The 19828-nt window shown below is 67.7% G+C and carries 19 protein-coding genes; 15 read left to right on the forward strand and 4 right to left on the reverse strand.

Translation table 11 applies throughout. From position 1 onward, the window contains the following. Window positions 1–4: 4 nt before the first annotated feature. Entirely contained in the window at window positions 5–1012 is a 1008-nt protein-coding gene (crtB, locus tag EZM81_RS00925) for a 15-cis-phytoene synthase (RefSeq protein ID WP_136644455.1), read from the reverse strand. Next, entirely contained in the window at window positions 1009–2553 is a 1545-nt protein-coding gene (locus tag EZM81_RS00930) for a phytoene desaturase (RefSeq protein WP_136644456.1), read from the reverse strand. Before EZM81_RS00930 ends, crtB begins: the two co-directional genes overlap by 4 nt. A 121-nt stretch (window positions 2554–2674) precedes the next feature. On the opposite strand from EZM81_RS00930, the gene crtA reads away from it, so the two are divergent. The 4 genes from crtA (at window position 2675) to bchO (ending at window position 7328) form a co-directional block, all read left to right on the forward strand. Continuing rightward, a complete protein-coding gene (gene crtA / locus EZM81_RS00935; RefSeq protein WP_135447147.1) occupies window positions 2675–3439 on the forward strand; it encodes a spheroidene monooxygenase in 765 nt (254 codons plus the stop codon). Between the two features lie 8 nt (window positions 3440–3447). Further along, entirely contained in the window at window positions 3448–4464 is a 1017-nt protein-coding gene (gene bchI / locus EZM81_RS00940) for a magnesium chelatase ATPase subunit I (RefSeq protein WP_135447145.1), read from the forward strand. 185 nt (window positions 4465–4649) lie between these two features. After that, window positions 4650–6476, forward strand: coding sequence for a magnesium chelatase subunit D (locus tag EZM81_RS00945; protein WP_305791166.1), 1827 nt, complete (start codon window positions 4650–4652; stop codon window positions 6474–6476). Continuing rightward, window positions 6477–7328, forward strand: coding sequence for an alpha/beta fold hydrolase BchO (gene bchO, locus EZM81_RS00950; protein WP_136644458.1), 852 nt, complete (start codon window positions 6477–6479; stop codon window positions 7326–7328). Window positions 7329–7388: 60 nt separating this feature from the next. Here bchO and crtC read toward each other — a convergent pair whose 3' ends face one another. Continuing rightward, window positions 7389–8228, reverse strand: a complete 840-nt coding sequence (gene crtC, locus EZM81_RS00955) for a carotenoid 1,2-hydratase (RefSeq protein WP_136644675.1) — start codon at window positions 8226–8228, stop codon at window positions 7389–7391. 2 nt (window positions 8229–8230) lie between these two features. After that, window positions 8231–9787, reverse strand: coding sequence for a 1-hydroxycarotenoid 3,4-desaturase CrtD (crtD, locus tag EZM81_RS00960; RefSeq protein WP_136644459.1), 1557 nt, complete (start codon window positions 9785–9787; stop codon window positions 8231–8233). A 140-nt stretch (window positions 9788–9927) separates the two neighbouring features. Between crtD and EZM81_RS00965 the strand changes: the two genes are divergently transcribed. The 11 genes from EZM81_RS00965 to pufM all read left to right on the forward strand — a co-directional run bounded on the left by EZM81_RS00965 (window position 9928) and on the right by pufM (window position 19818). Beyond that, the gene (locus EZM81_RS00965; RefSeq protein WP_136644460.1) at window positions 9928–10821 is read left to right on the forward strand and encodes a polyprenyl synthetase family protein; all 894 of its coding nucleotides are present in this window, start codon (window positions 9928–9930) and stop codon (window positions 10819–10821) included. Then, window positions 10818–11936 carry a methyltransferase gene (locus EZM81_RS00970; protein ID WP_136644461.1) on the forward strand — a complete coding sequence of 373 codons (1119 nt, stop codon included), beginning with the start codon at window positions 10818–10820 and terminating at the stop codon, window positions 11934–11936. Before EZM81_RS00965 ends, EZM81_RS00970 begins: the two co-directional genes overlap by 4 nt. Window positions 11937–12053: 117 nt before the next feature. After that, window positions 12054–12998, forward strand: coding sequence for a chlorophyll synthesis pathway protein BchC (gene bchC / locus EZM81_RS00975; RefSeq protein ID WP_136644462.1), 945 nt, complete (start codon window positions 12054–12056; stop codon window positions 12996–12998). Further along, window positions 12995–13996: a chlorophyllide a reductase iron protein subunit X gene (locus EZM81_RS00980; protein WP_136644463.1), complete on the forward strand. Its 1002-nt coding sequence runs from the start codon at window positions 12995–12997 to the stop codon at window positions 13994–13996. The genes bchC and EZM81_RS00980 overlap by 4 nt, the downstream gene beginning before the upstream one ends. Window positions 13997–14140: 144 nt before the next feature. Beyond that, complete coding sequence (bchY, locus tag EZM81_RS00985) at window positions 14141–15658, forward strand: chlorophyllide a reductase subunit Y (protein ID WP_211195373.1); 1518 nt, start codon at window positions 14141–14143, stop codon at window positions 15656–15658. Beyond that, a complete protein-coding gene (bchZ, locus tag EZM81_RS00990; protein ID WP_136644464.1) occupies window positions 15658–17133 on the forward strand; it encodes a chlorophyllide a reductase subunit Z in 1476 nt (491 codons plus the stop codon). Before bchY ends, bchZ begins: the two co-directional genes overlap by 1 nt. After that, window positions 17130–17363 carry a cytochrome PufQ gene (gene pufQ / locus EZM81_RS00995; RefSeq protein ID WP_136644465.1) on the forward strand — a complete coding sequence of 78 codons (234 nt, stop codon included), beginning with the start codon at window positions 17130–17132 and terminating at the stop codon, window positions 17361–17363. The genes bchZ and pufQ overlap by 4 nt, the downstream gene beginning before the upstream one ends. 231 nt (window positions 17364–17594) lie before the next feature. Then, window positions 17595–17744: a light-harvesting antenna LH1, beta subunit gene (gene pufB, locus EZM81_RS01000; RefSeq protein ID WP_135447125.1), complete on the forward strand. Its 150-nt coding sequence runs from the start codon at window positions 17595–17597 to the stop codon at window positions 17742–17744. A gap of 13 nt (window positions 17745–17757) precedes the next feature. Next, window positions 17758–17931, forward strand: coding sequence for a light-harvesting antenna LH1, alpha subunit (pufA, locus tag EZM81_RS01005; protein ID WP_135447123.1), 174 nt, complete (start codon window positions 17758–17760; stop codon window positions 17929–17931). A 122-nt stretch (window positions 17932–18053) separates the two neighbouring features. Beyond that, complete coding sequence (gene pufL, locus EZM81_RS01010; protein WP_135447121.1) at window positions 18054–18902, forward strand: photosynthetic reaction center subunit L; 849 nt, start codon at window positions 18054–18056, stop codon at window positions 18900–18902. Beyond that, window positions 18895–19818 (forward strand): photosynthetic reaction center subunit M, encoded by a 924-nt coding sequence (gene pufM, locus EZM81_RS01015; protein WP_136644466.1) that lies wholly within the window; start codon window positions 18895–18897, stop codon window positions 19816–19818. Before pufL ends, pufM begins: the two co-directional genes overlap by 8 nt. Window positions 19819–19828 lie beyond the last annotated feature (10 nt).

The raw sequence follows: 19828 nt of genomic DNA on the forward strand, positions 1-19828 counted from the left end.
CCGGTCAGGCCTTCAGCCCGCGGTCGCGAGCCTCCAGCTGGGCCAGAACGGCAAGAAGCGCTTCGCTGCGGGCTTTCTGAGGTGCAAGGCGCGCCGCGGCCTGGACCAGGAAGGCAACCTCGGGTTCCGGCGGGGCGTGCAGTGTGGCGGGGCGCGGCATCAGCACTGTGGCAATCGCGCGGATCATGGCCAGGGCCAGCCAACCCAGTTTCTGCGCCCGGCTGGTGCGGGCGCGCCATGCGATGTTGTCATGGCCGTTCCGCGCCACGACCCCGCCAATCCCTGCATAGATCGTGCGGGCAGCCAGTATGCCGGGGCGGCAGCCGAAGGGCAGGGCGGGAACCCCGGCTTCGGCCCGCACGTAAAGCCGGTCGGCACAGGTCAGGATACGTTCCGTGGCCATCCGGATCGCAGGGGCCGGTTTCGGGGCGGCAAGGAAGGTCTCCGGGTCCTGCCCGGCCTCGATCAGCCAGCCGGTCGGCAGATATAGCCGCCCCGCACGGGCATCCTCGCCCACATCGCGGGCGATGTTTGTCAGTTGCATTGCCAGGCCCAAGTCGCAGGCGCGGGCCAGCGCGTCGGCCTCGCGCACCCGCATCAGGACGCACATCATCGCCCCGACCGCCGACGCAACCCGGGCGGAATAGGCCAGGACACCGGACAGATCCTCATACCGCCGACCAGCCGCGTCCCAGGCCATTCCTTCCAGCAGGGCATCCGGCAGCGCACGGGGCATCTCGAACGTCTCGACCACGCAGGCAAAGGCCCGGTCGGGCGCAGCATCGATCGGGCGGCCTTGATACAGCCGGTCCAGCCGGTCGCGCAGGCGCAGGACCGCCGCCGTCTTGTCGGTGCCATCGTCCACTGCATCGTCTGCCAGCCGGCAGAAGGCATACAGCGCCAGCGCCGGGTCACGCACCCGCGCGGGCAAGAGCCGCGAGGCCGCATGGAACGACAGACTGCCTGTGCGGATCGCGGCCCGGCATGCCTCCATGTCGTCGGGGCGCATCATTCTGCGGCCAGGGGCAGGCGTGCCGGGCCTGCCCGAACGGCCGGCGGCGGCACCAGTTGATCCACGATCTCAGCCGTGCCGAGCACGCCCGGAACGCCGGCACCGGGATGCGTGCCCGCGCCGGCAAGATACAGGCCAGGCAGTTCCTCTGACACGTTGTGCGGACGGAACCAGGCCGATTGCAGGATGCGCGGCTCCAGCGAGAAGCCCGCGCCAAAGGGGGACAGATATCGCGACCGGAAGGTTTCGGGGGTAAAGACACGCTCCACGGTGATCCTTTCGCGAAAGCCGGGCAACACGGGTTCCAGCATTCGTGCCACCCTTGCCTTGTAGCTGTCGGCCAGGCTTGCCCAGTCGGCGGCCCCGTGCCCCAGGTGCGGGACGGGGCTGAGCGCATAGAACGTGTCGTTGCCTTCCGGTGCCGCCGAGGGGTCGGTGACCGTCGGGCGGTGCACGTAAAGGCTCATGTCCTCGTCGATCCTGCCCGCGCGGAAGATGTCGCGGATATGCTCGCGGTAGCGGGGGCCGACAAGGATGGTGTGGTGCCCCGCATCGGGCCACATCCGGCGCGTGCCCTTCGTGCCGAAATACCAGACGAACAGGCCCATCGACCAGCGCGAGCGCGCCAGCCTCCGGTCTGTCCAGCGCCGTTTCGGATGGTTGCGCAAGAGCTGGCCGTAGGTAAAGCCCGGGTCGGCATTCGAGACGGTGACTTCCGCGGCGATTTCCTCGCCCGTTGCCAGCCGTGCGCCCGCGACACGGCCATTGCGTACCAGAATCTCGTCCGCCTCGGTCTCAAGCCGGACGGTGCCGCCCTGATCGCGGATCACACGCACCATGGCATCAGCAATCGCCTGCACGCCGCCCATCGCGTAGTGGACGCCGAATGCCGCCTCAAGATGGCTGACCAGCGCGTACATGCTGGTCACCCGGAACGGGTCTCCGCCAATGAACAGGGGATGGAACGACAAAGCAAAGCGCAGGGCCGGGTCCCGCACGCGGCGGGCGGCGTGGGCGTGAACGCTGCGATCGGCGCGCATCATGGCGAATTTCGGCAGAACCTTGATCAGATCGATCAGCCGATGCATCGGGCGGCGGCCCAGATCCTCGAACCCGAAATGATAGCGGGCGGTCGCATCCTTCAGGAACCGCTCGAACCCCGGCATGTCGGCCGGCGCGATCCGTGCCACCTCTTCTCGCATGGCCTTTGCGCCGGCCCGCATGGTGAAACGGCGGCCATCGTGGAAGCGGATTTCGTAGAACGGGTCCAGCGGGCGCAGGTCCACGTCGTGATCGAAGTCGCGGCCGCAGGCGGACCACAGGTCGCGCAAGGTCTGCGGCACGGTGACGATGGTGGGTCCAAGGTCGAAACGGTGGCCCTGTTCGGTGATCGACGATCCTCGCCCGCCGGGCCGGTCAAGCCGGTCGATCACCGTGACGCGCCAGCCCTTGGCGCCCAGGCGCATGGCGCTGGCAAGTCCCCCAAGCCCCGCACCGATGACGAGGGCTTGGCCTTGAGCGTTGGTGGTTATCCGGGTCATGCCATGGATGATAGAATGTCTAGCCAAATTTACAACTACGCATATACTGCGGCAAATGAACCCCTTCACGAGCCGCCATTTTGCGCTAGACTGTCAATGTAAAGTTACATCGGAGGGGTCGATGCCCACCGCCACCCTGTCCCTTTTCCGCTTTCAGGGCCTGATGGCCAGGCTCTGGGTGATCGGGCAGATGGGGGCGGCGCGCCTTACTCTGCGACAAGAGCCGCATCTGATGTTCTGGAAGCTCTGCGGCTCTGGCACGGGCGAGGGGTTCACGCCGAAACCGAACTGGGGTGTCTGGGCGATTCTTGCCGTCTGGCCGAACGAGGCCGCAGCACGGCAAGGCGTGGCGCAAGGCCCGGTCTGGCGCCACTGGCGGGCAAGGGCGACAGAAAGCAGCACTGTCTACCTCTCGCCCCTGTCGGCGCGCGGCGTCTGGTCGGGCGTCAATCCCTTCGTTCCCGAACCGCGCCCGGCCGACCTGGACGGTCCCCTGGCCGTTCTCACCCGCGCCAGCGTCAAGCCGGCAATGGCCCTGCGCTTCTGGCGCCGGGTGCCCGACATCTCGGCGGTGATAGGGGCCGATCCCGACGTTCTGTTCAAGATCGGGATCGGCGAGGTGCCGTTACTGCACCAGGTCACCTTCTCGATCTGGCCTGACATGACCAGCATGTCCCGCTTCGCCCGAGGGGACGGCCCGCATGGCCGCGCCATCAGGGCCGTGCGCGACGAGGGCTGGTTCATCGACGAGCTTTACGCACGCTTTCGCGTGCTGGGCGTGGAAGGCCAGTGGAACGGCGCGCCGCTTCTGCGTAGCCGTGCCCTGCCGGACAGGCCATCACGCGCCGCCGACCACCCCGCGCCCCACCCGACCCAAGCCGCATGAGGCCAGCGATGACCAGAACAGCCCGTCAGCCCTTCCCCTTCTCGGCCATCGTCGGTCAGGAAGACATGAAGACCGCGATGATCCTGACGGCCATCGACCCCGGGATCGGCGGGGTTCTGGTCTTCGGCGATCGGGGGACAGGCAAATCCACCGCCGTCCGCGCGCTTGCCGCGCTGCTGCCGTCGATCGACGTGGTCGAGGGGTGCCCCGTGAACTCTCCTCGCCGCGACCTGTGCCCGGACTGGGCGCAAGGTGTCGCCGACCGGATCGTGACCCGACCGACCCCGGTCGTGGATCTGCCTCTTGGCGTGACCGAGGACCGGGTCGTGGGTGCGCTGGACATTGAAAGGGCCCTGACCCGGGGCGAAAAGGCGTTCGAGCCCGGCCTGCTGGCCCGCGCCAACCGCGGATACCTGTACATCGACGAGGTCAACCTGCTGGAGGACCACATCGTCGATCTTCTGCTTGACGTAGCGCAATCTGGCGAGAACGTGGTCGAACGCGAGGGCCTGTCGATCCGCCACCCGGCGCGCTTCGTGCTGGTGGGTTCAGGCAACCCGGAAGAGGGCGAACTGCGTCCGCAACTGCTGGACCGTTTCGGCCTGTCGGTCGAGGTTGCCAGCCCGAAGGACATCGAAACGCGGGTCGAGGTGATCCGGCGGCGCGACGCCTATGAGAACCAGCATGACCGCTTCATGAAGACCTGGCGGCCGATGGATGCGGGGCTGCGCAACCAGATCCTCGCCGCCCGCGAGGCGCTGCAGAAACTGAAGACCCCGGGTGCGGTCCTGCACGACTGCGCGGCCCTGTGCCTGGCGCTTGGGTCTGACGGCCTTCGTGGCGAATTGACCCTGCTGCGCGCCGCCCGCGCCCTGGCTGCCTTCGAGGGCGAAGCCGCCGTTCACCGCCGCCACCTGAAGCGCGTGGCGCCGATGGCGCTGTCGCACCGTCTGCGCCGCGACCCGCTGGATGAGGCAGGGTCCGCCGCCCGCGTTGACCGCTCGCTTGCCGAGGTGCTGCCCTGACCGAGACGCTGTCATACGCGCCGCTGTTCCGGTCCGAACCGGAGGCTGGTCCCGGTGGCCCCCTTCCCCCGCGCGGGGGAGGGACGGAGAGGGGCATGGTGCCACCTTCCCCGTCTGGGCTGTGCGCTGCGACAGTAACCCGGGGCCAGATCGCCCGTCCCGAACATGCAGGCGGGCGCGGGGACGTGCCTGACCGTCAGATCGCCCCTCTGGCGCCGTGGCAGCGCGTCGAGCTGGCGCTCATGGCGCTGGCGGTGGACCCGGCGGGGCTGAAGGGGCTTTGGCTGCGGTCCCGGGTCGGCCCGGTGCGCGACAGGGTCACGGCCGCCCTGTCCGCGCTGCCGCTGCCCCTGCGCCGTCTGCATCCCTTGATAGGGGACGAGGCGCTGTTCGGCGGGCTGGACCTGACGGCCACGCTTGCGGCGGGGCGCCCCGTGCTGGCAGAGGGGCTGCTGGCACGGCCGGCGGCGCTGGTCCTGACCATGGCGGAGCGCTGCCCGGCAGGGCTGGCCGCGCGGCTGGGCCAGGCGCTGGATGGCCCGGGCCATTGTCTGATCGCGCTTGACGAGGGTGCCGAAGCCGACGAAGCGTTGCCCCCCGCGCTTGCCGACCGGCTGGCCCTGTTCCTGACCCTTGATGGGATCGCCGACAGCGACAGCGCGCCCTTGCGCCTTGACGCCGAGGCGCTGTCTGCCGCCCGCGACCGCCTGCCCCGTGTGCGTATCCCGGCCAGGGCGGGCGAGCACCTGACCGCCGTCGCGCTGGCCCTTGGCATCCCGGGACTGCGTGCTCCGCTTCTGGCGTTGCGGCTGGCCCGTGTGATCGCAGCGTTGCGTGGCCATCCCGGCGTGCGGCGCGGGGATGTGCTGACGGCGGCCGAACTCGCCTTTGCCCATCGTGCCAGGACCTGGCCCGAGGCCGCAGCACCCAATGTCCCCCCGCCGCCTCCTCCCGACCCCGGTGCAGATGCGGAGCAGGCCGACAGCCTGGATCTGCCGGAAGACCTGATCCTCGAGGCCGTCAGGGCTGCGCTGCCGGCCGAACTGCTTGAGCACCTGGCCGCCGCGCGCGCCTCCCGCGCGCTGACGGGGGGCACTGGCGCGGGCGAGGCGCGTTCCGGGCACCGGCGCGGACGCCCGCTGCCATCGCGCCCAGGCAAACCCGACGCAAACCACCGGCTCGACCTGATCGCCACGCTTCGCGCCGCCGCGCCCTGGCAGGCGGTGCGCCGACGGCAGGCGGCGTCGCCCATCCCCATCTCCTCCCCACCGGGGGAAGGAGAGCCTCCCCTGTTCGCGCGAACCGCGAGTCCCCATTTGGCAACGCTTGCACAACCCGCGTCTCCCTCCCCCCTTGTGGGAGGGGGTGGGGGGGTATTCCAGAACCGCAGCCTGCATATTCGCGGGTCCGACCTGCGCATCCGCCGCCACCTGGAACGGTCCGAACGGGTGCTCATCTTCGCCGTCGATGCGTCTGGTTCCGCTGCTCTTGCCAGGCTGGCCGAGGCGAAAGGTGCGGTGGAGCTGCTGCTTGCGCGCGCCTATGCCCGGCGCGACCATGTGGCGCTTATCGCCTTCCGGGGATCGGGGGCAGAACTTGTGCTGCCGCCCACACGGTCGCTGGTACAGGCGAAGCGCCGTCTTTCCGGTTTGCCTGGCGGCGGGGGCACGCCGCTGGCGGCAGCCTTGCGCCTTGCGGGCGAGACGGCGCTGCGTGCGCGCGCGCGCGGTCTGACGCCGGTTCTGGCACTTCTGACTGATGGGCGCGCCAATGTGGCGCTTGACGGTGCGCCGGGCCGCGACCGGGCCGAGGCCGAGGCCGTGCAGATGGCCCAGTCCTGGGCCGCGACCGGGGCCGCGTCTGTCGTGATCGACACGGCCAGCCGGCCAGAGGCCGGGCTGAAACGGCTTTCGCATTCGCTTGGTGGGGTCTATCTGCCATTGCCGCGGGCCGATGCGGCGCGGATGTCCCAGGCTCTTGAGGCGGCGTTGGCTCCGCTGAAGTCTGACTGAATGATCACCACGGCACATGACCCGCCAGCCGGCTGGCCCTTCCGCGCGCATGGCCGCCGCGTCCGGGCGCGGCACGACTGGTGGGTGGTCGAGACGGGTGAAGGGCCCGATATCCTGCTGCTGCATGGCGCCGGTGCCTCGGGCCATTCGTTCCGGCATCTGGCGCCAATTCTTTCAGGTTTCCGGTGCCTTATCCCCGATCTGCCCGGTCAGGGGTTCACGCGCGCCGGCACGCGGGGGCGGTTCGGGATCCCACCCATGGCTCAGGATCTGGAACAGCTTTGTCAGGTGGCGGGCTGGCGACCACGGCTGGTGATCGGCCATTCCGCCGGTGTGCCGCTTGCCTTGCAGTTGTCCACGCTGATGCCGCTGCGCTCGGTGATCGGTCTGAACGCTGCGCTGGGCCAGTTCGAAGGGGCGGCGGGCTTTCTGTTTCCGCTTCTGGCGCGGGCGCTGGCGGCCACGCCCTTCGTGCCTTCGGTCGTCAGCCACCTCTGGGGCAACGAGGCGAAGGTGCGCCAGCTGATCGAGGGCACGGGGTCGCACCTCGATGCCGCCGGGATCGCCCAGTATGTGACGCTGGTGCGCCGCCCGTCGCATGTCGATGGAACTCTGGGCATGATGGCGGCCTGGCGGGTTGACCGGCTGATGGCGGCAGCGGCGGGACTGTCGGTGCCGACCCTGCTCGTGACCAATGCGGGCGACCGGGTGGTGCCGCCGCAGGTCTCGCGCGAGGCGGCCGGGATGCTGCCCCGGGCCGAGGTACGCCAGATGCCGGCACTCGGGCATCTGGCGCATGAAGAGGACGCGGCCGCTGTCCTTGCAGAATTTTCGGACTGGTTGCGCGGCTGACCCCTTGTTCGGGGTCTGGATGGCCGTGCAACTGGCTGTCGAAGGACGCCTTGATTGCAGTCAGTCGAACCGCCAGCCGCTGCGTCTTGGCACCCGGAAGGCGATCATCGGTTTCAGCCAGGGCTGGCGATAGCGCGCCAGGTCCAGCGCCTCGTGCACACCGATGCTGGATTCACCCATGATCCGGGTTTCCACCAGGCTGCGCGAATAGAAGGGCGCGTCCAGCAGGTTCATCCGCTGGCGCGGGACCACGCCGGGATCTGCCCGCGTTTCGCGTCTGACCGCCCATAGACTGCGGCGGAAGCGCACAAGAGGGGGCGGGGCGATTTCGCGCACCTCACCCTGCCGGGTCACCTCGACGCCAAGGGCAAGGGTGGTGCCGTCGCGTCGTGTGGCATCGTAGAAGCAGACCGTGCGATCACGCAACGGAAAGCGCCCCCAGGTCCAGAAGCGGAAGTCGGTCTCCAGCGCGGCAGTCCCGAAATTCGCGTCCCAGTAGCCGTGCCCTTCCCAGATGTGGCCCTGGCTGAGATCGACCTTCACCCGCGCGATGGGGGCGAAGGGGCGCCAGAGATGCGACCCGTCCGTGGTCAGCCGCGCCTCGACCCCGGTCATCACCTCGGGCGTCAGCGTGATGGTGCCCCGGACGCGGCTGATGACGGGCGGCGCCGATATCTCGTCAACCTCCACCACCAGCTCGCCGCCAGTCCAGTGCATGGCGGAGGGGCCGATCTGCAATCGTTCAGGACTTTGGCGCAGTGCGGAACGGCCGCGGTCGGTCATGGTGAAGCGACCGCCCGGGCCGTAGGTGGCCACGTTCAGGCAGACGTGGTTCTGCGGCTCGCGCCGCCCCGACCAGCGATACCAGGGTGAAAAGACCGAGCCGATGAAGCCGATCACGCTCAACGCGCGGGCCCCGTCGTCGGCGACGGCGTCGAGATACCACCAGGCATAGCCGTCCGGCCCGACATCGACGGAAAAGTCAGGTCCGCCATTACCGCCTCGGCCGCGTGCCTGCCGGAGAGCGCCGCCATCGGCACTCCAGCCCCCGGATGCGCCCCCCCGCCCGCCAGGTAGAGCCCCGGCACCTTCGTTCGCGCCGGCGGCCGGGCGAAGGCTGCGAAAGTTCCCTCCGGGCTGCGGCCATAGATCGCCCCGCCCGATCCCGGGAATAGCCGGTCCAGCATCGCCGGCGTCGTCAACGCCTGCGGTCCCGGTTCGGGGAGGAAGCGCAGGCCGAGCATCCGAAGTGTCTGGAAGGTGCGGGCGTGACATCGGGCGAAATCCTCTGGCTGGTCGGTGCGGCCGGGCGGGGCATTCACGATGATCTCGAACCGTTCGGGGCCCTGCGGGCGTCCGGCCGAACGATCCTCGGCACAGACGTAAAGCGTTGGTGTCTCGGGCATGTCGCCCCGGCCCAGCGGGCCGAACTCGCCGCTGGTGTCGGCGGGGAAGAAGATGTTGTGGTGAACCAGGTCGGTGGCAAGCGGGCCTTCGGGAATGGCCGCAAAGGACCAGACCCAGGCCGAAAGGCTGCGGGGCTGCGTGGCTGATGGGGGAAGGGCGTCGCCCAGCCCCGGACCCAGATGACCTGCGACCAGTGCGGCCGGATCGCCGGCAAAGATGCAGGCCGCGCAGGGTAGGGTGGCCCCGCTGGCCAGCTGCACCCCGCAAATGCGCCCGCCCTGCCGCACGACGCGCAGCGCCGGTGTCGAAAGGCGCAGGTCAACCCCCAGACGCCGCGCCAGATCGGCCAGGGCCAGGGCCAACCGGTGCATCCCGCCCTCTACCGCCCACACCCCTGCAGCCTCCGCCCGCCAGATCAGCGCCAGCACGCCGGGCACATGGGCGGGCCGGCCGCCGACATAAGTGGCATAGCGGGCGAAAAGCTGCACAAGCCGGCGGTCCCGGAACTGGCGGGCAAGCAGGCCGTGTAGCGACTGTCCCGGCAGAAGTGCGCGCCAGAGCACGGGGCGGGTCAGCGTAGCCTTCAGGATCGCCGCCAGATCCGGGTGCGGGGCCTGAATCACCGGACCCTCAAAGGCGTCATGCAGGGCGCGCGCCAGCCGGTCGAAGCGGCGGAAGGCCAGCGCCTCGCCCGGGCCGGAAAAGGCGGCGACCGCGGCAGCGTCGGTCTCGGGGTCTCCGGTCAGGTCCAGCCGGCTGCCGTCCGGCCACCAGTGCCGGGCAAGAATCCGTTGCGGAAGAAGGGTAAGGTGATCCTCAAGCCGCGCGCCGGCCAGGGCGAACAGGTCGTCGAAGACCGCGCGCAGGGTCAGAACCGTAGGCCCGGCATCGACTGGCCCTGCGGACGATGGCAGCGTGCGCATCTTGCCGCCGGGCATGTCCTGCGCTTCGACAAGGGTCACCGCGCAGCCCCGCGCCGCCAGGCGGATTGCCGCCGCGAGGCCCCCCATTCCGGCACCGATCACCACGAACCTGGTTGCGTTCCCGTCCATGGCGCCAGTCTAGCCGGGTGCGGCGACTTGTAAACAATGACGAACGAGCGACTGTAAATTTTGATTTACACAATCGGACGGCGGTGCCAGACTTGCTCAAGGGAGCCCACGGCGGCCGCGGCCAACAGAGAGGGTGTGCGATGGATCTTTTCCCCAGAATCGATGCCGCCCTGCGCGAGGCTGTGCGGCTGGCCCAGGGCCCGGACGGCGAAACGCCGCAACGCCTTGCCGCTGCGCTGGATCATGCCACCATGTCGGGTGGCGCGCGGGTCCGGCCGACGATCCTGCTTTCGGTTGCGCTGGCCTGCGGCGACGATCGGCCGGGTCTGTCCGATGCGGCGGCGGCGGCGCTGGAGCTTATCCACTGTGCAAGCCTCGTCCATGACGATCTTCCCGCCTTCGACAATGCCGACCTGCGGCGCGGCAAACCCTCGGTTCACCGCGCCTATGGCGAGCCCGTGGCCATTCTTGCCGGCGACAGCCTGATCGTCCTCGCATTCGAGGTGCTGGCCCGTGCGGGCACCATCGCGCCCGACCGGGGGCTGCGGTTGGTGTGCAACCTGGCACAGCGGACGGGCATGCCTGGCGGCATCTGTGCCGGTCAGGGCTGGGAATCCGAGCCGCAGGTCAACCTGGGCGCCTATCATCGGGCCAAGACCGGGTCGCTTTTCGTGGCTGCAACCCAGATGGGTGCCATAGCCGCAGGCCAGGAGCCCGAACCCTGGGAGGAGCTGGGTGCCCGCATCGGCGAGGCCTTCCAGGTCGCGGATGATCTGAAGGATGCTCTGCTGACCGAGGCCGAGACCGGCAAGCCCGCAGGGCAGGATGCCGTGCATGGCCGACCGAATGCCGTGGCGCTCATGGGCGTGCAGGGTGCGGTGCGGCACCTGAAGGACATCCTGGGCGGGGCGATCGCCTCGATTCCGGCCTGTCCGGGCGAGGCGCGGCTTGCCGGCATGGTGCGCGCCTATGCCGAACGGATGACGCCCGTCAATCTGGGCGCGCAGGCGGCGCGGGCCACGGGCGCGAAATGACAGAAACCGGCCTTGGCAGCGGACTGCCGCGGCGCCGATGCGGTCCGGGCTGGGCGGCGCGGCTGGCAATGCAGCCGTGGTTCCACCGGTTCTGCGCCCGCATGCCCGGACTGCGCGGCATCGCCAGGGCCGAGGGAGAGGCGCTGTTTTCGGTCGTGTCGGGCTTTGTCCAGTCGCAGGCCCTGCTGGCGCTGGTCGAGTTGCGCGTGCTGCACCGTTTGGCCGAAGGGCCGCTGTCCACCGCCAGGCTTGCACATCTGTGCGGCCTGCCGCCCGAACGCATGGCGGTGCTGCTCCAGGCGGGGGCGGCCCTGCGCCTGCTGCGGCGCAGGGGCGAAGGTTGGGGCCTTGCGACCCGTGGTGCGGCCTTCCTGACCGTGCCGGGGCTGGAGGCGATGGTGCGCCACCATCCCGTTCTCTACCGTGACCTCAGCGATCCCCTGGCCTTCTTCAAAGGCGAGACGCAGCCAGAACTGGCAGGCTTCTGGCCCTATGTCTTTGGCGCAGGCGGTGCGGCCGATCCGGCTCTGGCCGAGCGGTATTCGGCGCTGATGGACGACAGTCAGGCGCTGGTGGCTGAGGATACGCTGCGTCTGGCCGATTTCCGGGGGATCGACACGCTGATGGACGTGGGCGGCGGGACGGGGGCCTTTCTGGCCGCGGTCGGTCGCGCGCATCCGGGCATCCGGCGCCGGTTGTTCGATCTGCCCGCCGTCGTCGCCGGGGCCAGGGCGCGGCTGGGTGAGGGGGTCGAGATCATCGCCGGCAGCTTCCGCGACGATCCCCTGCCGGAAGGCGCCGATGCGATCAGCCTGATCCGCGTGCTTTACGATCATGCCGATTCCACCGTGGCGGCGCTCCTGTCCGCCTGCTTCCAGGCCCTGCCGCCGGGCGGCCGCCTCATCCTCTCGGAGCCCATGTCGGGCGGCGAGCGGCCCGATCCCGCGACCGATGTCTACTTTGCCATCTACACCCTGGCGATGCAGACCGGACGCACGCGATCCGGCGCCGAGATCGCGGAAATGGCCCGTCTCGCTGGCTTTCAGGTCGATAAGCCCGCGAAAACCCTTCGTCCCTTCGTCACATCCTGCATTGTCGCGACAAGACCTGCCTAGATTCTGCACATTCACTGTCTAATTTAATTGACAGTCTGTGATGTCACTCTAGACTTACATTCAGGAAGGCCGAGGGGACCGCGCATGGTCACCCGGCGCGACCAGGGGGAATGAGACGTGCAGACGACGGCGGTGATCCTCCACGGTGCAAGGGACCTCGGGCTGGAAAGCCTTGGGCTTGTCGCGCCCGGGGCCGATGACCTGATTGTCGAGGTAACGCATTCCGGAATCTCCACCGGCACGGAAAAGCTGTTCTGGTCCGGCACGATGCCGCCCTTCCCGGGCATGGGGTATCCCTTGGTCCCGGGCTATGAAGCCGCGGGGCGAGTAGTCGAAGCCGGGGCAGATACCGGGTTCCGTATCGGGGAGGCTGTCTTCGTTCCGGGGGCCAGCTGTTTCACCGGCAATGTGAAGGGCCTGTTCGGCGGGGCGTCGCATCATCTTGTGACCAGGGCCGGGCGCGTTGCCCGGATCGATGCGGGCATGGGCGCCGAAGGTGCGTTGCTGGCCCTGGCCGCGACCGCCCGTCACGCGCTGGCCGGGTTCAACACGGCGCTGCCCGATCTGATCGTCGGCCATGGCACGCTGGGGCGTCTTCTGGCCCGGTTGACCATCGCCGCCGGCGGCAAGCCTCCGACCGTGTGGGAGACGAACCCGCATCGCCGTTCCGGGGCGACGGGCTATGTTGTCATCTCACCCGAGGACGACCCCCGCCGCGACTATCGCGCCATCTATGACGCTTCGGGCGCCAAGGGCCTTCTGGACCAGCTTGTCATGCGCCTCGCCAAGGGGGGCGAGATCGTGCTGGCCGGCTTCTACACCGAACCGGTGGCCTTTGCCTTCCCGCCCGCCTTCATGAAGGAGGCGCGCATCCGCATCGCTTCCGAATGGGCGCCCGAGGATCTGGTGGCCACCCGCGCGCTGATCGAAAGCGGGGCGCTGTCGCTGGCGGGCCTGATCACCCACACCCTGCCCGCCGCTGACGCGGCACAGGCCTATCGGACGGCATTCACCGATGCGGGCTGTCTGAAAATGATCCTCGACTGGAAAGGTCAGGCATGAACGACGTTCCGAACCTCAAGGATTTCAACGCCCGCTTGCGGCGCGAAGCGGCCGAGGAACCATCCCTCGAAATTCCGCAGGATCCGCCGTCGAAAAAGACCCAGATCATCGCGATCTACGGCAAGGGGGGCATCGGCAAGTCCTTCACGCTGGCCAATCTCAGCCACATGATGGCCGAGATGGGCAAGCGCGTGCTGCTGATCGGCTGCGACCCGAAGTCGGACACGACGAGCCTGCTGTTCGGCGGCAAGGCATGTCCCACGATCATCGAGACCTCAACCCGCAAGAAGCTGGCGGGGGAAGAGGTCAAGATCGGCGATGTCTGCTTCAAGCGCGGCGGCGTCTTTGCGATGGAGCTGGGCGGGCCGGAAGTGGGGCGCGGCTGCGGCGGGCGCGGTATCATCCACGGCTTCGAACTCCTTGAAAAGCTTGGCTTCCATGATTGGGACTTCGACTATGTGCTGCTTGATTTCCTGGGCGACGTGGTCTGCGGCGGCTTTGGCCTGCCGATCGCGCGGGACATGGCGCAGAAGGTGATCCTGGTCGCCTCGAACGACCTGCAAAGCCTGTATGTCGCCAACAACGTCTGCTCGGCGGTGGAATACTTCCGCAAGCTCGGCGGCAATGTCGGCATCGCGGGGCTGGTCATCAACAAGGATGACGGCACCGGCGAGGCTGCGGCCTTTGCCCAGGCCGTGGGCATTCCGGTTCTGGCGGCGATCCCGGCGGACGAGGATCTGCGCCGGAAGTCGGCGAATTATCAGATTGTGGGCACGAAGGCGGGGCCGTGGGGCGATATGTTCGCTGCTCTTGCTTCCAATGTGGCCGACGCGCCACCCCTTCGTCCCAGGCCCCTGTCGCAGGATGGTCTGCTGAACCTGTTCTCGGCCTCCGAGACAGGGGCCGATTTCGTTCTGGATCCGGCAACCGACGCCGACATGCGTGGCAAGAACGCCGTAGGAAAACCCTCATTGGAAGTGATCTACGACAATGCTTGATCTTGACCGCCTCGCAGCATTTGACGCCGCGCTCGGTGATCTGGCACCGCGTATCCCTGGCTTGACCCGGAACCTGCGGTTGTCCCGCGAGGCCCCCGATCAGGTCCGGGGCGGGTGCGCCGCGAAACAGGAGGCGCGCGCAGCATGAACGACCAGGGCGATGACATTCGGGCGATGGCGGCCGTGGCCGACGGCCTTGGCTGTCACGCCGGGGCCGAGATGCAGGCCGCTGCCCGCGCCGCCGGCAATGCCGAGGTGCTGGACCGCTATGCTGCCGACTATCCGCAAGGCCCGCACGACAAGCCGCAGTCGATGTGCCCGGCTTTTGGCAGCCTGCGCGTCGGCCTGAGGATGCGGCGGGTGGCCACGGTTCTGTCGGGCAGTGCCTGCTGTGTCTACGGACTGACCTTCGTCAGCCATTTCTACGGCGCGCGTCGATCGGTGGGTTATGTTCCTTTCAACAGCGAGACGCTGGTCACCGGCAAGCTGTTCGAAGATATCCGCGATGCTGTTCACGAACTGGCAGACCCCGACCGGTATGACGCCGTTGTGGTGACAAACCTTTGCGTGCCAACGGCTTCCGGGGTGCCGTTGAAGCTTCTTCCCAGCGAGATCAACGGCGTGCGCATCGTCGGCATCGACGTTCCTGGCTTCGGCGTGCCGACCCATGCCGAGGCAAAGGATGTGTTGGCGGGTGCCATGCTGCGCTACGCGCGGGAAGAAATCCTGGCTGGCCCGGTCGCTGCACCCGCGCAAGGCCGGTCCGACCGCCCGACCGTGGCGCTTCTGGGCGAGATGTTCCCGGCCGACCCGATGATGATCGGCGCAATGCTGGCACCCATGGGGCTTGCGGCTGGTCCCGTCGTGCCCTGCCGCGACTGGCGCGAGCTTTACGCGGCGCTGGACTGTGGGGTCGCGGCGGCGATCCATCCATTCTACACGGCAGCAGTCCGCGAGTTCCAGGCCGCAGGCCGCGGCATCGTCGGCAGTGCCCCGGTGGGGCATGACGGGACGATGGACTGGCTGAGAAACATCTCGGAAGCCTATGGAATTGCTTCGGAAAAAGTGGCAGCAGCGCAGAATGCTTTTGGGCCTGCGATCAAGGGGGCGCTTTCGGCGAACCCGATCAAGGGGCGGATCACGCTGTCGGGCTACGAGGGATCAGAGCTGCTGGTCGCCCGTCTTCTGATCGAAAGCGGCGCCGAGGTGCCCTATGTCGGCACTGCCTGCGCGCGGACTGACTGGTCGGCAGCGGATCGTGACTGGCTGGAAGCCAAGGGGAGCGTAGTCAAGTTCCGCGCGAGCCTGGAGGATGACCTGGCCGCGATGGAGGCATTCGGGCCGGATCTGGCCATCGGGACGACGCCGGTGGTGCAGAAGGCGAAATCTCAAGGTATTCCAGGGCTTTACTTCACGAACCTCATCTCGGCTAGACCGCTGATGGGGCCCGCCGGAGCGGGGTCTCTGGCGCAGGTGGTGAATGCCGCGATTGCGGGGCGCGAGAAGATGGCCGGGATGAAGGCCTTCTTCGAGGGTGTGGGCGAAGGCGACACCGCAGGTATCTGGGAAGGCGCGCCGAACCTGCGGCCGGACTTCCGGGCGATCCATCAGAAGAAACTCGACAAGGCCGCGAAAGCCGCCAAGGCCGAGGAGATGATCTGATGCTGATCCAGGACCACGACCGGGCGGGCGGTTACTGGGGGGCGGTCTATGCCTTCTGTGCCGTGAAGGGCCTTCAGGTCGTCATCGACGGGCCCGTGGGCTGCGAGAACCTGCCGGTGACTTCCGTCCTGCACTACACCGACGCGCTGCCGCCGCATGAGCTGCCGATTGTCGTGACGGGCCTTGGCGAGGAAGAACTTGGCCGCGACGGCACCGAAGGGGCGATGAAGCGGGCGTGGAAAACGCTCGATCCGGCGCTGCCGGCGGTCGTCGTGACCGGCAGCATCGCCGAGATGATCGGCGGCGGGGTCACGCCGCAGGGCACCAACATCCAGCGCTTCCTGCCGCGCACCATAGATGAGGACCAGTGGCAGGCCGCCGACCGGGCAATGACCTGGATCTTCACCGAGTTCGGGATGACCAAGGGCCGGATGCCGCCCGAGACGCCGCGCCCGGAAGGCGCAAAGCCGCGCGTCAACATCCTGGGCCCGATGTATGGCACGTTCAACATGGCATCGGACCTGCACGAGATCCGCCGTCTGGTCGAAGGCATCGGGGCAGAGGTCAACATGGTGATGCCGCTTGGCGCCCATCTGGCCGAGATGCGGAACCTGGTGAACGCAGACGCAAACATCGTCATGTATCGCGAATTCGGACGCGGCCTGGCCGAGGTTCTGGGGAAGCCCTACCTTCAGGCGCCGATCGGGCTGGAAAGCACAACGCTGTTCCTGCGCAAGCTGGGCGAGATGCTGGGGCTGGACCCCGAACCTTTCATCGCCCGCGAGAAGCATTCGACGCTGAAGCCGCTGTGGGACTTGTGGCGGTCGGTCACGCAGGATTTCTTCGCAACTGCAAGCTTCGCGATCGTTTCGAACGAGACCTACACACGCGGCATCCGAAACTATCTGGAAGGCGACCTAGGGCTGCCCTGTGCCTTTGCCACGCCGCGCGTGGCGGGGGCCAAGACGAACAATGAGGGGGTGCGGGCAAGCTTGCGCCAGCACCGGCCGCTGATCGTGATGGGATCGATCAACGAAAAGATCTACATGGCCGAACTCAAGGCCGGCCACGGGCCGCAGCCGGTTTTCATCCCCGCAGGCTTCCCCGGTGCGGCAATCCGCAGGGCCACGGGCACGCCCTTCATGGGCTACGCTGGCGCGGTCTATCTGCTGCAAGAGGTCTGCAACGGCCTGTTCGACGCGCTGTTTCACATCCTGCCGCTGGGGTCCGATCTGGACAGTGCCGCCGCCACGCCAACGACCCTGCGCCGCGATTTCCCCTGGGATGCCGATGCTCAGGCCGAACTGGACCGCATCGTCAGCGAACACCCCGTTCTGACACGGATTTCCGCCGCGCGCACGCTGCGCGACGCTGCAGAGAAGGCCGCGCTTGACCATGGGGCCGAGCGGGTCGTGCTGGAATTCGTCGCGGCCCTGCGGGGCCCCGGCACTGGAACACAAGGGAGGGACGCATGAGTGACCATACCGCGGGCCACGGGGCCGGGCAGGGCGCAGCCCATGTCCACCGGACACCGAAGGCCGAGTTCTACGTCTATTTCGCGCTGATCTTTCTGGTCGCGATCCCCTTTGCGACGCTGGCCTGGGTCTTTGCCCTGGTCCGCGACCGCCATCTGCCGGTGCATGGGCCCATGGCCCGCGCCTGGCGCGAGGCCGGGGCCATCACCCCGGCGATCTTCCGGCCCTGACGGACCGGACGCCATTGCCCTTCCCGCAGTTGTGGGCCGGGCAGCTTTCGCCGGGGGGCCGGAAACCCCACGGTGGCTCGATCTTTCCGGTGGGCGTGCGCCCGCCCCGCCGGACCAGCATTCACCGTATCCCGCGCGATCGGGGTGCGGAGAAACTCGGGGAGGCATGCCGCCGAACCGTGAACCCAGCCGCAGGGTATGCGGCGTCAGTCTGACCATCCGGAGGATCGAATGGCTGATAAAACCGACCTGAGTTTCACAGGTCTCACCGACGAGCAGGCGCAAGAGCTGCACTCCGTCTACATGAGCGGGCTTTGGCTGTTCGTGGCCATTGCCGTCGTCGCTCATCTGGCGGTGTTCATCTGGCGTCCGTGGTTCTGAGGAGGAGTGAGAGATGTCAAAGTTCTACAAGATCTGGCTGATCTTCGACCCCCGCAGAGTCTTCGTCGCCCAGGGCGTGTTCCTGTTCCTGCTGGCGGCGATGATCCACCTCGTGCTGCTCAGCACCCCCAGCTACAACTGGTTCAACATCGCGGCAGAGAAATACAACCGCGTTGCGAGCGAGTGAGCTGATGTCTCCGTTGCGGGCGGCGGTCGGATTGTCGCCGCCCGCAACAAACCAGGGAACGTCACATTCCGGGACAAGCGTCCCGCGCCCGATGCGGCCCCGGACCTAGCGGAGATAGAAGCATGGCACTGCTCAGCTTCGAACGAAAATACCGCGTGCCGGGCGGCACGCTGGTCGGCGGGAACCTGTTCGACTTCTGGGTGGGTCCCTTCTACGTCGGTTTCTTCGGCGTAACGACCTTCTTCTTTGCCGCCCTGGGCACCATCCTGATCTTCTACGGAACCGCGCTGGAAGGCGTCTGGAACCCGTGGCTGATCTCGATCGACCCGCCGCGGGTGGAATACGGGCTGGCTTTCGCGCCGCTGCGCGAGGGCGGGCTTTGGCAGCTGATCACGATCTGCGCCATCGGCGCCTTCGTCAGCTGGGCGCTGCGCGAGGTGGAAATCTGCCGCAAGCTGGGCATGGGTTACCATGTGCCCTTCGCGTTCGGCGTGGCCATCTTCGCCTATGTCACCCTGGTCGTGATCCGGCCGGTGCTGATGGGGGCCTGGGGCTATGCCTTCCCCTATGGCATCTGGACCCACCTCGACTGGGTGTCGAACACCGGCTACACCTATGGCAACTTCCACTACAACCCGGCGCACATGATCGCGGTGAGCTTCTTCTTCACCAACGCGCTGGCGCTTGCCCTGCATGGCGGCCTGATCCTTTCGGCGGCCAACCCCGAAAAGGGCAAGGAGATGCGGACGCCCGACCACGAGGACACCTTCTTCCGCGACTTCATCGGCTATTCGGTCGGCACGCTGGGCATCCACCGTCTGGGCCTGCTTCTGGCGCTGAACGCCGGCTTCTGGAGCGCGGTCTGCATCGTGATCTCGGGCACCATCTGGTTCGATCAGTGGGTCGTGTGGTGGGACTGGTGGCTTCAGCTGCCTTGGTGGGCCGACATTCCGGGAGGCGTAAATGGCTGAGTATCAGAACATCTTCAACCAGGTGCAGGTTCGCGGCGCCCCCGAAATGGGGATGGTCGAGGGCGTGGATCTGGCCAACCGGACGCGCAGCGCCAGCTTCTCGACGCTGGCCGGCTGGTTCGGCAATGCCCAGCTCGGACCTGTCTATCTGGGAACGATGGGGGTGATCTCGCTTTTCTCCGGGGTCGTGTGGTTCACCATGGTGGGCGCATGGTTCTGGTATCAGGCGGGCTTCAACCCGGCGGTGTTCCTGCGCGACCTGTTCTGGCTGTCGCTTGATCCGCCGTCGCCGCAATACGGCTTGGGCTTTCCGCCGCTTGCCGAGGGCGGCTACTACCTGATCGCGTCCTTTTTCCTGCTGATCAGCGTGCTGGCCTGGTGGGTGCGCAGCTATCTGCGGGCACAGGCCCTGGGCATGGGCAAGCACATCTGCTGGGCCTTTGCCAGCGCCATCTGGCTGTTCCTGGTGCTGGGGCTGATCCGGCCAATCCTGATGGGATCGTGGAGCGAGGCGGTGCCCTATGGCATCTTCACCCATCTCGACTGGACCAACACCTTCAGCCTGACCTACGGCAACCTGTTCTACAACCCGTTCCACGCCCTCAGCATCGTCTTCCTTTACGGGTCGGCGCTGCTGTTCGCGATGCACGGGGCGACGATCCTTGCAGTTTCCCGCTTCGGCGGTGACCGCGAGCTGGAGCAGATCGCCGACCGCGGTACCGCCGCGGAACGCGCGGCTCTGTTCTGGCGCTGGACCATGGGGTTCAACGCCACGATGGAGGGCATTCACCGCTGGGCCTGGTGGTTCGCGATCCTGGTCACGCTGACCGGGGGCATCGGGATCCTGCTGACCGGCACGGTCGTGGACAACTGGTATGTCTGGGCACAGGAACACGGCTACGCGCCGATGAACTGAGGAAAGGAAC

This window comes from Tabrizicola sp. YIM 78059, from assembly GCF_004959785.1.
Taxonomy (GTDB): domain Bacteria; phylum Pseudomonadota; class Alphaproteobacteria; order Rhodobacterales; family Rhodobacteraceae; genus Tabrizicola; species Tabrizicola caldifontis.